This is a genomic window from Lachnoclostridium sp. An138 (genome assembly GCF_002160765.1).
In the GTDB taxonomy this organism is placed as follows: domain Bacteria; phylum Bacillota; class Clostridia; order Lachnospirales; family Lachnospiraceae; genus Laedolimicola; species Laedolimicola faecalis.
This window is the reverse complement of record NZ_NFLF01000003.1, coordinates 176,345-192,028: the sequence shown is the minus strand read 5'-3', so window position 1 is coordinate 192,028 and position 15,684 is coordinate 176,345. Positions and strand designations below refer to the sequence as shown.

General features: G+C 49.3%; 13 protein-coding genes. 4 read left to right on the top strand and 9 right to left on the bottom strand.

What is annotated here, in order from left to right:
- Window positions 1–107: 107 nt before the first annotated feature.
- From B5E82_RS04075 to B5E82_RS04045, 7 genes are all read right to left on the bottom strand, one after another.
- Window positions 108–1,154 carry a DUF7601 domain-containing protein gene (locus B5E82_RS04075; RefSeq protein WP_087306106.1) on the bottom strand — a complete coding sequence of 349 codons (1,047 nt, stop codon included), beginning with the start codon at window positions 1,152–1,154 and terminating at the stop codon, window positions 108–110.
- Window positions 1,155–1,231: 77 nt separating this feature from the next.
- Window positions 1,232–1,777 (bottom strand): signal peptidase I, encoded by a 546-nt coding sequence (gene lepB / locus B5E82_RS04070; protein ID WP_087306105.1) that lies wholly within the window; start codon window positions 1,775–1,777, stop codon window positions 1,232–1,234.
- On the bottom strand, window positions 1,767–2,093 hold the full coding sequence (locus B5E82_RS04065) for a hypothetical protein (RefSeq protein ID WP_087306104.1): 327 nt from the start codon (window positions 2,091–2,093) through the stop codon (window positions 1,767–1,769). Before B5E82_RS04065 ends, lepB begins: the two co-directional genes overlap by 11 nt.
- An 11-nt stretch (window positions 2,094–2,104) precedes the next feature.
- On the bottom strand, window positions 2,105–4,366 hold the full coding sequence (locus B5E82_RS04060; RefSeq protein WP_087306103.1) for an InlB B-repeat-containing protein: 2,262 nt from the start codon (window positions 4,364–4,366) through the stop codon (window positions 2,105–2,107).
- 334 nt (window positions 4,367–4,700) lie between these two features.
- On the bottom strand, window positions 4,701–5,888 hold the full coding sequence (locus B5E82_RS04055; protein WP_087306102.1) for a tyrosine-type recombinase/integrase: 1,188 nt from the start codon (window positions 5,886–5,888) through the stop codon (window positions 4,701–4,703).
- A gap of 1,164 nt (window positions 5,889–7,052) precedes the next feature.
- On the bottom strand, window positions 7,053–8,657 hold the full coding sequence (locus B5E82_RS04050; RefSeq protein WP_087306101.1) for a DUF3794 and LysM peptidoglycan-binding domain-containing protein: 1,605 nt from the start codon (window positions 8,655–8,657) through the stop codon (window positions 7,053–7,055).
- A gap of 13 nt (window positions 8,658–8,670) precedes the next feature.
- Entirely contained in the window at window positions 8,671–9,072 is a 402-nt protein-coding gene (locus B5E82_RS04045; protein WP_087306100.1) for a protease complex subunit PrcB family protein, read from the bottom strand.
- Window positions 9,073–9,251: 179 nt separating this feature from the next.
- Here B5E82_RS04045 and malQ point away from each other — a divergent pair, with 179 nt between their 5' ends.
- From malQ to B5E82_RS04025, 4 genes are read left to right on the top strand one after another with little or no spacing between them, the layout of a single operon-like run.
- Window positions 9,252–10,772, top strand: coding sequence for a 4-alpha-glucanotransferase (gene malQ / locus B5E82_RS04040; RefSeq protein ID WP_087306099.1), 1,521 nt, complete (start codon window positions 9,252–9,254; stop codon window positions 10,770–10,772).
- Between the two features lie 59 nt (window positions 10,773–10,831).
- On the top strand, window positions 10,832–11,563 hold the full coding sequence (locus B5E82_RS04035) for a lysophospholipid acyltransferase family protein (RefSeq protein WP_087306098.1): 732 nt from the start codon (window positions 10,832–10,834) through the stop codon (window positions 11,561–11,563).
- Between the two features lie 58 nt (window positions 11,564–11,621).
- On the top strand, window positions 11,622–12,659 hold the full coding sequence (locus B5E82_RS04030) for a D-alanine--D-alanine ligase family protein (RefSeq protein WP_087306097.1): 1,038 nt from the start codon (window positions 11,622–11,624) through the stop codon (window positions 12,657–12,659).
- Complete coding sequence (locus tag B5E82_RS04025; protein WP_087306096.1) at window positions 12,656–14,038, top strand: UDP-N-acetylmuramoyl-tripeptide--D-alanyl-D-alanine ligase; 1,383 nt, start codon at window positions 12,656–12,658, stop codon at window positions 14,036–14,038. Before B5E82_RS04030 ends, B5E82_RS04025 begins: the two co-directional genes overlap by 4 nt.
- A gap of 88 nt (window positions 14,039–14,126) precedes the next feature.
- Here the strand turns inward: B5E82_RS04025 and B5E82_RS04020 are convergent, their stop codons facing one another.
- Both B5E82_RS04020 and B5E82_RS04015 read right to left on the bottom strand, forming a co-directional pair.
- Window positions 14,127–15,047, bottom strand: a complete 921-nt coding sequence (locus B5E82_RS04020) for a DUF3298 and DUF4163 domain-containing protein (RefSeq protein ID WP_087306095.1) — start codon at window positions 15,045–15,047, stop codon at window positions 14,127–14,129.
- A complete protein-coding gene (locus B5E82_RS04015) occupies window positions 15,037–15,531 on the bottom strand; it encodes a sigma-70 family RNA polymerase sigma factor (RefSeq protein WP_087306094.1) in 495 nt (164 codons plus the stop codon). The genes B5E82_RS04020 and B5E82_RS04015 overlap by 11 nt, the downstream gene beginning before the upstream one ends.
- Between the last annotated feature and the right edge of the window lie 153 nt (window positions 15,532–15,684).

Below are 15,684 nucleotides of genomic sequence, written 5' to 3'. Positions count from 1 at the left end.
AGACGCCTCAGGCTTTCCGGAAGTTAAGGTGTATATCAGTGTATTTGCAGATTGCTGTATGACTGATATTTATATTTCGCTATGGTATGTATCGTAATCCAGAGGGATTAGTCGTCTACTCTGCGTCTTCTGATTACCAGAACTGCTACTGCTGCCAGTACGCCTGCGAAGACGATGATGTAGGGAAGGTTGTCGAGGTATACGCCGGTGTCGATGCTCTCATCTGTTTTATCATTCACAAAGGAAACCGTTTCTTTTTCTCCTGTCACAGTAAGCTCTGAAGCAAAGTCAGAAGTTATGATTCCGCTATCTCTGCCAGACTCTCCATTCACTGTCGTTGTATACTGCTCCCCACTATAATCATCCTCTACTACCTGATATTTCATACCATCCGGCAAATCCTGAATTGTAACAGTTTCTCCATGCTTCAAATAAATGGTAGCTGTTCCTGTAGTTTCATCAAACACAATACTTTTAGGATTTTCTGCAGAACTTCCACCCGTAATTGCATAGGAGTCCGCATAAGTTTTTTCATCTTCCCCAGTCAACGTTACAGTAAATTTGAAATACTTGTCTGTAGTATCTCCCATATTACCGGTTACCTGTTTTGTAATCTCCAGATCGCCAGTTACATAGCTATTCGTAAAAGCTGCTCCGCTTTCTACATCTACTTTATCTCCTGCTTCATCCTTTTGGAATTTATACTGTGCAACTTTAAGAGCATTCGTTGCTTCATCTCTGGTAACAAGCACAGTCAGATAAATAGGAATAGCATCATACGTAACACCAGCGCTCATTCCCGCAGTCTCTGTAATTTCATAGGTATAAACACCTACTTTACTATATGAAGGTAAATTTACAGTAATATTAGCCGTATTTCCTGCCTCATACTCTGCAGCAGGAACCGTTATCTCTGGCATTTCACTCACATCAGTAATGCTGGAATCACTCACCGCATAATTTCTAACACTAAAAGTAAGTGTTTCACCCGGAGCAACTGCTTCTTCATCCTTTCGCACCTCATATTTCTTAGTCAATGTAATTGGCTTTTCCTCTGTAGGTGTCGGTCCACTTTCTGCAAACGCCGTAACGTTCAGGCTAAGCAGCATCGCAAGTGCAAGCATGCCTGCAAATAATCTTTTTTTCACTTTCATAATTTTCTTTCCCTCCTGAAAATTAAAATAAATTGATTATAATAAGCGCCAAAGCGGCTTATTCAGTATGTAAGGGATTAAATTTCCCTTCTGCGGAGAATCGTGATTACTTTTGCTTTCACATCCTCCAGTGAGATACAGCCGAAATCGCGGCTGTCTTCGGCCTGTGTCCGGTAGTCCCCCAGAACGAACACGCAGCCTTCTGGAACCGTATAAGGGTACTCAATTCCTTCTTTTGCATAGGTAGGAAACAAAATCTCTCCACCCTGTACTGTTCCATTTACGAGAAGCGTTCCGCTGTCATCCATGGTAATGACATCAGATTCCCGGCCTAATATCCGACCGACGTGCAATTCTCCGTCTGCTTCGTAAACTATTACATCGTCTTTTAAATAATTTTTCTGCAGACGAAATCCGATGACAAGGTCGCCATCCTTGACCGCAGGAAACATATCATTTCCCTTTGCCTGACCAACGAAAAACACCTGTGTGAACAACAGCCAGCCAATCACTGCAATCACAAGAACACGTATCATCAGGCTGACGTATCCCTGTCTAGTCTCTGTTGCAAGACGGCGTTTCCGGATAATCTGAGCGCTGGTAAGCATTTTTTCAGTACGCATCCCCGGGCTCCTCTCCGACTGAACCGGTTTCCATCTGTTTTTCCAGCAACGCATCATATCTCGCCCGTTCTGCACTGATTGCGGCCTCATAAAGCCTGTCCAGTTCCTCCAGTTTCTTCCACATCTGCGTCTCGTCTATACCGCCGAAGAGAACTTTACGAAACTTTACTGTCTGCAGCCAACGGAGCAGTTTTTCGTGCTCATGGTTCTGAGGTTGAATTTCAAAACTTTCTGTCAGTTCTGTTCTCGTAGAAAACTTCCCTGCCCGGCTTTTCCGCTTCTGCCTTTCTGACTTCTTTCTTTGTTCTTTCATCATAAGCTCTAGTCTTAACTGTCGCGTCTTCTGTATTTATTAACTGTAATTACAGCTGTTCCTGCAAGCACAAAGGATAAAGTCATAATGTAGGGCAGAGAAGTAAGATGAACGCCAGTGTCAGGAATTGGTTCTTTATTGTTAGTAATTACAATATCCCCCTTTCCGTTGACAATCGGAATCTCCAGGGTTTTTTCCTCACTGTCTTTGCCTTCAGGTGCTATAATACTTCCCCCATTGTATTTTGTACTGGTAAAATAGCCCCCTGCATTTGTCTCAGTTATAATTAATGTACTTCCGACAGGAACATTCTGAATGGGATAGGAAGATGAATTATTTACATCTTTGTCTTTCAGAGTGAACTCACCCGAATCCAGTACCGTACCGGACGCGTTTTTAATTTGATATGTAAATTCGAACTCTTTCTGAACATCTCCCAGACCACCTGTTACATCTTTGGTAACAGTAATGTTTTGTCCCTGAGGAGTATACCTGGCATAAAATACGGTATTCTGAGTAATCGTATCTGTTTCCCAATTTACTGGATCAGTGCATGCTTCATCGTAATACCAACCAGAGAAAGTATACGTTATTCCATCTACTGTCTTCGTTTGCGGATATACATTGGGCTCGTGTTCTTCCGGACGAGTTAGGTTAGAAATAGAATACCCCGCCTCAACACGTTTACTATACTTTTCCGGATCTACTATTGAAAAGGTGTTTTCACCCACATCCTTCAATCTAAATTCCACATTATATCTATTCTTTTCATTCAGGTAGACAACACCATCTAAATGATATGTATATTCACCACCCTTTTTTATATCATTTACCACTTCATGATATTCATTGTTGCCCGCGTTTGCTCCATCAGCAACAATTACACGCATCCATTCAATTGTATAGTACCCTTCCTTATTAGCATTCTCACTGTCTGGTGCTGCATAAGTATACCATTTTCCATCCGAATAAATTCTCGGATAACTGGGCTCATTCTCTAGCGTTCCAACAATTTCTACTTGATCTCCATTCTTAATTTTTCCTACAACATTATGTCTATACCCTGTTTCATTAGGATATGTAATCACTGCACCACTATACTGCTCATTTCCATTTCCATATCCATCATCTATAATTGTATCCACCGGAAGGTCCGTTGGTGAATATACCCCTGATATTCTTCCAACCCCCATTCCATTCCAAACATTATCTGCATTGCTGCTGGAGCCTTCCGCTACTCCAGGAATCAATGTATAGGCATACAAGTTATAGGTATCTGGCTCCAAAGCTTCTGTTACTGTAATATTAAAAGTTTCTTGCCGTTTTTGCCCCAAAATATTCCAATAAGTATGTGTAACTATTGTGTTTCCCGTTGATATTCCTTTTATAGAAACAGAATCGCTATTAGTACTACCAACAAACTCTATAGAAGAACCTTTTTTCGACCATTCATGACTCCAGCCCCACTCTCCATTTAAAGTGATCGTCTTACCAACTTGGATTGTTTCAGTTCCATTTGCCATCATAGAGATATCGTCATTTGCATCTCCCGGCTCTTCAGCCATATTATCCGCTGTACCACCCTCATCCTCTGCGGTATTTATAGAGCCTGTACCGTCTCCAGGCGTTCCAGCCTCTTCACCTGGTGTCTCCTCCGCGCTTTCCGGCGTATCGTCACTTTCACTTTCCGCATCCGTCAGCCATCCCGCATACAGATCCACCGTCTTTGTCTCGGTCACGGTCTGCACGCCGAATGCAGTAAACTTCTCGCCGTCAGTCTCAGCTGTGTACCAGCCGTCGAAAATCTTTCCATCGGCTTCCGGATCTGCAGGCGCTGTCAGCGTTTCACCGTCTTTGAGCGTCTGAGTATTGTACACTTCTCCGTCTACATAGAAAGTGTATGTGACCGTGGCCGTCGGCGCAGTCTCCCCTGAATCATTCGTTTCTGAATCATTTGTTTCTGAATTATCCGTTTCAGAACCGTCTGTCCCTTCCGGCGTGGTTTCGTCCGGCTGAGTCGCCGAATCGTCTGTTTTCGATTCGCTGGCTTCCATTTCAGTTGTGCCTGATACAGTTTCAGTTTCTCCCGAAGCAGTCTCGTTCAGCGCAGTCTTGCCGTCTGTCGTTTCCACTTCTTCTGATACGCCGTCTGTGATACTGCTCGCACTCACTGACGAAGCGGGGACGGTCATTCCGCAGATCAGAATCAGTGCGATACACATCGAGAAAATCCGCTTCCACAGTCTGCGTTTTCCTGATGAATGATGATGTATCATCTCAATACCTCCTTATTCGTGTTTGCGTCCGGCCATCCCTGCTTTTCATGCCGGCCCTCCGGAATCTGGATTTTCTCCCGTTTCCATCCGTTTTGCCGGTATGTTTTCCCGCATTTCGGGCAATCCTATCGCTAAACCGCCGTCTTCGATATGATGCCGCCAAACGCTTTTCGCAGAGTTCAATACTCTGAGAGAAAATAAGGTTTTTCCCTGAGAAAAGAAAGACTGCCGGCGCCTGTGACGGCTGATTCTGACGGCGTTAATTTCCCGGGCTTTGAATCCGCGTATGTGTCCCGGCGCTTCCGGCAAAACCGCGCAGCCTGTGAGCCCGCTGTCATCCCATGAGCGTCAGCTTGTCCATATTTTCCCGCTTCAGATCCAGAGAGGAATGCACGTACCGCTCCAGTGTGATCCGGGGGCTGGAATGTCCCAGGATCTCCGACAGGCTCTTGATTTCAAAACCTGCCTCTACGCAGCGGGTGGCAAAGCTGTGCCGGAGCGTGTGAAAATGTACGCCTTCCAGCCCGCAGCTTTTCGTGCAGCGTCCTATCCGGTACTGCAGAGCGCGGGGCTCCATATACCGCTTTTCCTCCCCGGTCAGCACATAGGCCTCCGGGTTCAGAGGCTTCCATTTCCGGCAGAGCTCTGTCATCTCTCCGTTCAGCGGAATGACGCGGACGGAGGTGCTGCTCTTGGGTACACTGATCAAAATCTTTGTTTTTCTGCCTTCTGCGCTTCCTGCTTCATTTGTGCACTCTGTCTTTCCCGCGCTCTCTGGGATTTCTGCATGTCCTGGCTTCCCCGCATTTTCCATATTCTTCAGCCTCTGCATGCTCCGGCGGACGCAGAGTGTCTGACGAGAAAGAGAGATGTCCGACCAGCGCAGGGCGCAGATCTCTCCGACTCTCAAGCCTGTCATCAGAGCCAGCAGCATGCCGAACCTGCAGCTGTCCATATCCTGCAGCAGATATTCTGTAAAACGGCGCTGTTCTTCCGGGGAGAGGACCCGCATCTCCTTCCTGTTTTCCCTGGGATAAATGACGTTGACCGGCTGCATGGAGGGGAACTGTCTTTCCGTATACTTTAAGATAGAGCGGAGCAGCGACAGGATGTCTCGGACGGTTTTGGGCGCCAGCCTTTCTCTGCGAAGCAGTTCGTAGCTGAACTGCTCCACCAGAAGCTCTGAGATCATATCTGTGAAGCAGCCTCCCAGTCCGGGTTTGATGTGTTTCTCTATGATGGTTTCATACTTTACATAAGTAGATTCCCGAATACTGCTCCGCTTCAGCTGAAGCCACTCGTCACAGCAGACCGCAAACCTTTTCTTTCTGTCCCTTCCGGGCAATGGCTGATGGTGCAGAAGAGCAGCTCTGGCCTGTCCGGCCTTGTTTTTCGCTTCATGATAGGTTCTGCCATAGCAGTAACCGTAGCGCGCTCTGCCCTCCGGGGAATACCCTTTGATATAGCGTGCTTCCCAGCGGCCATCTTTTCTTTTGTAAATGTTTTCACCCTTTTTGCTCATGTATTGCTTTTACCTCCTTCTGGCTGGATGACGCCTTTTTTATTATAATCGTCAGAAAATTTTCCGATTTCACTCCACGCTCTGACGGATTTCCTGACGGCGATAAAGCCGGCAGTCTCTTCGTTTATTTTCCTGTTTTTCCCATCCCCCCTTCAAGTCTGAAATCTGTTGTTAAAAACCTCTGTTAACCTCCTGTAAAAATTGCATAATCTTCCAAATTAACGCTTGTATTCTCTAAAAATCAGTGCTAGAATAGGCTCATAGAGTATTGAACTCTGTGAAAAAACACACCTGAAAATACAGACAGATACGTGGACGCCCGCGTATCTGTTTTTTCTTTCTGCCTCTCCTGTATGTACGTTTTCCACGTATTTATCCTTTAAAATTATAGATCGTATAATCAACGAAAATAGCTCTGTAAATAGAGCATATGACCGATATTTTAAGCAAAGCAGCAAAAAGAAACCTGAACATACAAAAACTCTTGCAGCATAACAAATTCAGGGCTGCCGCCGGACGGAATATCCGTCCGGACAGCAGCCCTGCTTTCACACAATCGCCTTTTACGCAGATATATTCTCATATCCTTATATCATTAATATGCTTATATACCCCTGTTCTCATGTACTTAAGCTTCCCACATCGTTTGGTGTGATGAACCTTGAAAAATCAATACTTTAACCCATAAAAAGGACACAAGCCTGCACTTGACGGCATCATTGAATTACTCAAAACAATCACGCAGCAGGCAAGGGGATGAGCAGAAAGCAAATTACCATGGCACTTACGGGGCTGGCTGTTATAGGGCTCATCGCAGGCTACGGTTTAGGCTAGTGTTTGGATATATGCAAAGAAAAATGTGCCTGCCATCCAATTTCTGCGTGAAACAGCAGGAATTTCCCGGAGATCCGTTTATGCAGCACTCCGATTTTACATATACAGGAAAATATATTGCATATATCCAACAATTGGATTAATTATGGACATGGCAGGCTGTTTTTTCTCCATATGTACAATCCGTAGCTGATCTCGGGACAGAAAAGCAATATCCATCCATGAGAACATTATTTTTGGACATCAGAACAGGAAAGCGCCGTATATATCCAAAAACAGCAGCCATCAGCCGGTCATCCAGCTCCGTTTCACCACCCTGCTCTCTTTTTCCTATAGGTTCCCTCTCCCCATCTCCTTCACCAGTATCAGTTTCTGGCCCGGCCTGAGGTCCTCCGATGCCAGACCGTTCAGCTCGCAGATCCGTTCCGTCGTGGTCCGGTACGCCTTGGCCACGTCCCAGAGCGTATCCGAGGGCTGGGCCACATAGAGCAGGAAGCCTGGAAGCACCTTGACTGCGTCCAGATCGAGAGGACTTTCCGTGATCTCTGTGATACAGCTGAGATTTCTCCGGGCGAAGACGAGAGCATGAACCTGGATTACTGCTTTGACCTCCAGTTCTCCGCTACTGACCATATCCACGGAAAGCTGCTCCAGCCAGGCGTTCAGGTAATAGACGCTGTCACGCCCGATTCCCGGCGCCTCAATCTGGTGCTCAAAGGGAATGAGGCCCTTCAGGCACAGCATGGGATGGCTGTCATCGGAGGTCACATAGAGAATCTGAACCTGCACGGCTCCTTCCACCAGGATTCCTTCTTCCGTAACAGTACAGTCGTCTATCTTGACCTCCCCGCTGCCGTGGCAGAGCTGGAGAATTGAGGGTTCCTGGCCGCCGGTCTTCAGCCGCTCTGAGACACGGCATTTAGACGCGTTGCTCACAAGAAGGCTTTCATAGGAGACGGGAGACACTGTGGGAATGAGCTCCATGCCGGGATGGTACAGATCGCAGATCATATCCAGCTTTTCTTCCTGGTAGATTCGGATATCCAGCTCCAGGACTGCGTCTATGTTGATGACCCGCAGTTCTCCGTCGTAATCCGGCTTGATTTCCAGATCCGCGCCGGCCAGCTCCAGCTTCAGGCTGCCGACCATGCCCTCCTGGCAGCCATTCACGTCCACCCGGCTGTTAAAGGGCAGAATCTGTTCCAGCCAGCTTGCTTTTCCCTCCTCCTCTTCTCCCTCGTACAGTATAAAGACGACCAGTTCGCCTTTTATCACTACTTCGCCTTCGGCCAGACGGAGCTCTGTTCCCTGCATGACGGTGTCCTGCCAGATGATCTGGCGGATGTTCGGCTTATTGGCAGGGAGAATTATCTCGTCCTTGATCCGGCTGGTATCCCTCTTCCGGACTGCCAGGGCGGCCGCGGACATGGGACAGGTCTTCATCTTTATTCCTTCCGTTCCTTCCACAGCCACAGGCACTTCCTCATCTCTCAGTTCTTCCACAGACAGCTCCAGCGTGGCCACTGTCTTAATCCCAAACTTCCGGGAATTGATCAGCACTGCCGAGATATCTTCCAGCATCCAGTCCAGCTTCAGACTGTCCCCGTCGCCTGCCGACTCCACATTCATGGTTTCCTCAAAGGGAATCTGTCCTTTTACGCTATGTAAGCTGCTCTCCTCGGCGTCATCCATATACAGAATGAAAAATTTCAGCGCGCCGCGGAGCAGCACCCGTCCGTTTTCCGCCTTAATCTCCTCAATGTCGATTTTCCCTTTTTCCTGCACTATCATACCTGCATCCGGCATGGTTTCCGGAATATTGTAATCGTCATCCAGCGTCATCTGGCTGACGGCTTTCCCCTTCTGCCGGATCATATGAATGGTTTTGCGGACAAGCTCCACAACACACACCTGCTTTCTTTTTTTCTCTATCAATCTATGCGCTTTCTCACTGAAATACCACAGGTTTATCCAGATATTCGGTCTTTACCACAAGATAGGGGCAGCTCACCGTCTCAGCCACTGTCTCAGAAGGGTCGGGGCCTATCAGATTGGTGTCAAAATAAATGGCGTTTTCAGAGAGATACAGCTCATTTACGGAAATGCTGTAACCGCCTGTGGCCTGTTCTCCGTAGCCGATACAGAGATAGAGGCTGTCATCCGCCTCATAGGTAAGCTTAAAGCTCTCCGTTTTCTTTTCTTCCAGAATTCCCTTCAGCTCCTCCGGAAGCTCCTTATCCTCCGCAATCGTATATTCCAGATCCCGCAGTTTTTCTGTCTGATTGGTCTGGACGCTGCATCCTGACAGAAAAAGCAGGATGGTTCCGATCAGAAATACCCTTTTCCACATCTGTGATTCCTTTACGCTCCTTTACTCTGCTTGATCTATATCTATGGATTTCATTTCGGGAAAATGCTCCTCTGATCCTTGTTTTTTGTATCTGACTTTATTATAATAACTTAAGGCGGAAGCGCGCGCCGGAACCGGCCGTACTTACAGAAGAAATCCGCCCTCAAGGAGGGAGCAGTATGCGTTTGAAAACATCGGCCGATGATTCTGTCAATTACAGATACAGCGGCATCCTGGTACACCCCACTTCCTTTCCGTCTCCCTACGGAATCGGAGATTTCGGAAAAGGGGCTTATGATTTTATTGATTTCCTGGAGGCGGCCGGACAGCATCTGTGGCAGATTCTTCCGCTGAACCCCATCACCTCACATGGAAATTCGCCCTATCAGGGCTTTTCTGTTTTTGCGGGAGAACCGCTTCTTATCAGCCCGGAGCTTCTGAAAGCGCGGGGACTTCTCAGGGAAGAAGACCTGCGGGAAATTCCCGGCTTTGATCCCGTTCATGTGGACTATGACGCAGTGCGCGAGTACAAATATCCTCTGTTCCGCAAGGCCTATGAAGCGTTCTGCCTCTCAGAAGATGAAGATCTGCAGGCGGAATATGACGAGTTCTGTACGAAGAACGAAGTCTGGCTGTCCGATTACAGCCTTTTCATGGCTCTGAAGGAGGAGCAGGAGGGACTTCCCTGGACCAAATGGCCGGAAAGCCTGCGCAACCTGACAGAAGAAAACCGGGCTTTCTGGACGGAGAAGCTGGAGGATGAGATGGTTTACCACACCTTCCTTCAGTTCTGCTTCTACAGCCAGTGGGAAGCTCTGAAAAAATACGCCAATGACCGGGGAATCGCCATCATCGGCGATATTCCTATCTTTGTATCTCCGGACGGCGCGGACGTCTGGGCCAACCGGGAACTCTTTCAGGTAAATGAAAAGGGCTACCCTTCTGCCGTAGCCGGCGTTCCGCCCGATTATTTCAGCGCCACAGGCCAGAAATGGGGCAATCCCCTTTACAACTGGGCCGCCCACAAAAAGGAAGGCTACCGCTGGTGGATCTCCCGTGTCCGCCATCTGCTGGAGCAGGCTGATTATGTGCGGGTCGATCACTTCCGCGGCTTTGAGGCTTACTGGGAAGTACCCGTGGACGCGGAAAATGCCATTTCCGGCGAGTGGAAAAAAGGTCCCGGAGAAGAACTGTTCCGTGCCATTCATGACGCGCTGGGCGAGGACCTGCCGATTTTCGCGGAGGATCTGGGCCTGATTACGCCCGAGGTAGAAAAGCTCCGGGATACCCTTGGCTTCCCGGGCATGCGTGTGCTGCAGTTTGCCTTCGACGGCGGGGAAAGCACCTTTCTTCCCCACCAGTTCAATACCCGTAACTGCATCTGCTACACCGGCACCCATGACAACAATACGACCGCCGGCTGGTACAACAGCGCTTCCGAATATTCCCGCGACAAGGTGCGCCGTTACATGAACACAGACGCTTCCAGCATCAGCTGGGATTTCATCCGCATCTGCCTGGGAAGCATCGCCCGCTACGCCATCTTCCCGATTCAGGATGTACTGAAGCTGGGAGAGGAAGGCCGTATGAATGTTCCCGGTGTGGCGGACGGCAACTGGGCCTGGCGCTACCGTGACGGTGATCTGAATTCCGGCATGGCACAGGGACTCCGCCAGATGACGGAACTGTTTGGAAGATAGCGCCGGGATGCCGGGGCAGCGCGCCTCTGGCACATCTGCGCTGAACATAGGAGAAAATTATGATTCGTTTTATTATTATTGTACTGATCGTTCTGCTCTATCTCATCCTGGGCATTCCGGTGCTTCTGATCGAATGGGTCATCGGAAAAATCAACCGCCGGGCCAGGGATTACAGCAGCCTCCGCCTGGTACAGGCTGCCTTTAAGCTCATCATGTTCGCCACCGGCGTAAAGCTTACGGTCATCGGGGAAGAGAACGTTCCAAAGGACAGGGCCGTCCTGTACGTGGGCAATCACAGAAGCTATTTTGACGTGGTCATGACCTATGCCCGCTGTCCGCGCCTCACCGGCTATATCGCCAAGATCGAGATGCTGCGCTACCCGCTGCTCCGGGACTGGATGAAGGCCCTTTACTGCCTGTTTCTGGACCGGGATGATATCCGGGCAGGATTAAAAACGATTTTGCAGGGAATTGAATATATTAAAAATGGGATCTCCATCTGCATTTTTCCGGAAGGCACCCGGAACCGTTCCGATACCATGATGCCTTTTAAGGAAGGAAGCATGAAAATGGCGGAGAAGACAGGCTGTCCCATCATCCCCATGGCAATCACCAACTCGGCGGAAATCTTTGAAAACCATATTCCGTTTATCCGCCGCTGTCATGTGATTCTGGAATACGGAACGCCGATCATGCCTGACGAGCTGACCCGAGAGGAGAAAAAGCGCCTGGGCGCTTATACCCAGCAGAAGATCCAGGAAATGCTGGACAAAAACAAAGCATTGCTATAATCCGGGCTCCGGGCCGCCTTTTTGACCCGCCGCCTGTGGAAGATATGAGGAGGCTATTATGAAAATTGTAGTATTGGCAGGAGGAACCAGCACCGAGCGTGATGTGTCCTTAAGCTCCGGAAGCAAGATTTACCGCGCCCTGAAAAACCGCGGCCATCAGGTCATCCTGCTGGACGTTTATCTGGGATATGAAAGCGAAACCCCTGTGACAGAACAGCTTTTTGAGCTTGACGTGGACTGGGCAAAGGATATCCAGGCAGTCTCTGCCGAACATCCGGACCTTTCCCATCTGAAGGATCTGCGCCGGGACGGCGGAAAGAGCATGTTCGGGCCGAATGTGCTGGCTCTCTGCAATATGGCAGACATCGTGTTCCTGGGGCTCCACGGAGCGAACGGCGAGGACGGCCGGATTCAGGCTGCCTTTGATCTGATGGGAATTCCCTATACGGGAACCGGATATTTAAGCAGCGCCCTGGCAATGGATAAGCATATCACTAAACAGTTTTTCCGGAACGCCGGGATTCCGACTCCGGCCGGCATCACTCTGAAATGCGGGGAAAAGGCCGATCCTTCCTCTGTTCCCTATCCCTGTATGGTAAAGACTGCCTGCGGCGGTTCCAGCGTGGGGACCTACCGGGTAGACGATCCCAGGGATCTGCAGAAAGCTCTGGATGACGCTTACACGTTCGGAGACGACGTAATCGTAGAACAGTATATATCCGGCCGGGAATTCTCTGTGGGCGTTATTGACGGAAAGGCTCTTCCCATCATTGAGATCGCGCCCCTGGAAGGATTTTATGATTATAAGAACAAATATCAGCCCGGAAGCACTATCGAGACCTGTCCGGCAGATCTTTCTCCGGAACTGACTGCGGAGATGCAGCGCTATGCTGAGATGGCTTATGAGGCCCTGGGCATGCGCTCCTATGCCCGTATGGATTTTATGATGGATGCTTCTGACCACTCCATTTACTGCCTGGAAGCCAACACTCTTCCCGGCATGACTCCCACCAGCCTGCTGCCTCAGGAGGCTGCAGTCATCGGCATGTCCTTTGAGGACCTCTGCGAAAAACTAATCGAGGTTTCATTAAAATGAAAGAAATGTCTCTTATCCAGATCGCCCGCGCCTGCAGGGGAACCTATGTGGGCGGGGAAGACCGTAAAAACCAGGAAGTAAGCGGCGTCGTCATTGACAGCCGCCTTGCAGCCCCCGGATATCTCTTCGCTGCGGTAAAAGGAGCCCGCGTGGACGGACACAGCTTTATTCCCACCGTCTTCGCAAAAGGCGCGGCCGCCGTGCTCTGCGAGCAGCTCCCGGAACATCCTGCCGGCCCCTGCATCCTGGTGGATTCCACTCTGGAAGCCATCAAAAGGCTTGCCGAATACTACCGCAGCACCCTGACCATTCCTGTGGTGGGGATCTCCGGCAGCGTGGGAAAGACCAGCACCAAAGAAATGATTGCTTCCATCTTAAGCCAGCGTTACCAGGTTCTGAAGACAGAGGGCAATTTCAACAATGAGATTGGCCTGCCGCTGACTATCTTCCGCATCCGCGAGGAGCATGAGGCTGCCGTCCTGGAAATGGGTATCAGTGATTTCGGAGAGATGACCCGCCTTGCCCGGATGGCCCGGCCCACGATCTGCGTCCTGACCAATATCGGCCTCTGCCATCTGGAAAATCTGAAGGACCGGGACGGTATCCTGAAAGCCAAGACAGAGATGTTCGACCAGGCTCAGCCAGGCGCCCAGATCATTGTAAACGGCGACGACGACAAGCTGATTACCTTAAAGGATACCCGGTCTCCCCGTCCCGTCTTCTTCGGTCTGAACCCGGAGCTTGACCTGTACGCGGAAAATATAGTGGAGCTCGGTCTTGCAGGCACCCGTTGTACCTTTGTCACAAAAGCCGGTTCCTTCGAAGCGCAGATTCCGATCCCCGGCCGCCATATGGTCTACAACGCTCTGGCCGGAACGGCCGTGGGACTCTCTCTGGGGCTGACCACAGACGAAATCCGGGCCGGTATCGAGAGCCTGACGCCCGTCAGCGGCCGGAACAATCTGATCCACACAGACAAATGGGATATTCTTGACGACTGCTACAACGCCAACCCCGTCTCCATGGCCGCTTCCCTGGACGTGCTTTCCTGTGCCCTGGGCCGGAAGGTCGCCATCCTGGGCGATATGGGCGAACTGGGTGAAAATGAAAAGCTTCTCCATTACAATGTGGGGTGCCATGCGGCAGACGCGGGTATCGACGCGGTTTTCCTGGTGGGAGAGCTTTCCCGGGAGACTGCCCGGGGCATTGAAGCCAAGAATCCTTCCATGACCTGCCGCCACTTTGACACAAAGGAAGAATTGCTCAAATCCCTTTCCCTGCTTCTGATGAAGGGCGATTCCATTCTGGTAAAGGCCTCTCATTTCATGGAGTTTCCGGAAATTGTCGAATGGCTGAAGGAGCATGGAAAAGAAAACTGAAGAACATTTCTGCCGGTGAAAACCAGGCAGACGCGGCAGGGCCGCCGGAAGCTTCCGGCGGCCCTGTTCTATTTTCTGTTTTTCTCTTTCAGCTCACAAATCCATCCTGCACAATATCCTGGATGACGTCTGTGGGGATCTCAAATTCCACAACTCCCATGGAGCCCGGCGCTACCTCATACTCATCAAAGACAATCACCAGCTTGCCGCTGTCGTTTACGTAAAAGGTCGTGTCTTCCGTAATGGACTGGAAATCGCTTTCCGGCATATCGCTGTCGATGAAATACATCTTGCTCTCATCTGCTGCCATCTGCTCCTTCATCTGCTTTTTGATATTATCAGAAATGGGATCGATAAAGTTCACATCTTCCTTAAAAAGCCCCTTCAGATTGATCATCTGGCCGGTCTGCTTGTCAATATGATAAATCTTTACGCTCTCAGCTCCGCTGGCCATAATCTGCAGTTTGTCAAAGCGGATGGAAAACAGGCGGTCAGAATCTGTAATCACCTCATACTCCAGATCCACAAGCTGCTTTCCTTCTCCTCCGGAGGCTTCCACATCTGCCTTATACTGGGCGATGATCTCATCGGTGTATTCCTGAATACTCTTGTTGACAGCATCCGTAGTCTCCTGGTTCACTGATCCGTCCTCATTCTTTACGCTTACCTCCGGAATCTTCACATCTGCTGTCATATCATTGGTAGAATCCTTGTACTCCCGGAAGGTGACAATTTCCGCGATAGTTCCGAGCACCGGAATCTTCATCATCGCATTGGCAATAGAAGCCCCTGAATTAGCCATAATCGTGATTGCCAGCATGGCAGCCACCACAGCTCCTGCAGTATTTCTGACAAATTTGATAAGCTTTGATTTTTTATTCATACGTATAATCTCCTCTCCATCTTCTTTTCCTTTTTGTATTCCTGCTTCTACCCTCCGGCGCAGCTCTGCCGGGATGCGGATTTCTTCATATTCCTGTTTCATCTTTTCCAATCTCTCATCCTTCATAGAGCATTTCTCCTTCCGTTAATCTTACTCTCAGCTTCTTCAGGCTTCGATACAGCACCGTTTTGACCGTACTTGTATTTTCATTCAGAATCCTTGCGATATCATCCAGCTTCAAATCCTCAAAAAACCGAAGGACCACGATAGTCTTTTCTCTCTCATCCAGAATTTCAAGCGCTTCCAGCGTGTCAAAATCCTGGTAAACATCTTCTCTTCCTGTCTCATGGGTTTCATCCGTCGCTATCTCTCTGCTGTTCTTTCGTATAAAATCCACCGCAGTATTCATAACGATGCGCCACAGCCAGGTGCGGATATGCGCTTCCTGCCGCACGCGCCCGGAATATTTGATTGCTTTGTACACACTTTCCTGAACGATATCCAGAGCGTCTTCTTCATTTCTCACGTAGGTATAGGCCAGACGGTACATGGCTTCGTAAGAATCCAGAATCTGTTCTTCTACTTTCTTTTGTAAATCATCTGCATTCATCCTTTCCTCCTCCTTTGCTTTTCTATCTATTAGACGTAAGGTCTTTTCAAAAAGTTTGGCTTCCGCCGGATTTTTTTCTCCATTCGTAAATCAAGTCAAATCCACCTCTGCAGGCAGCGGGGCATCAAGCTGGGCCGCGTCCTCTTGGCCCAC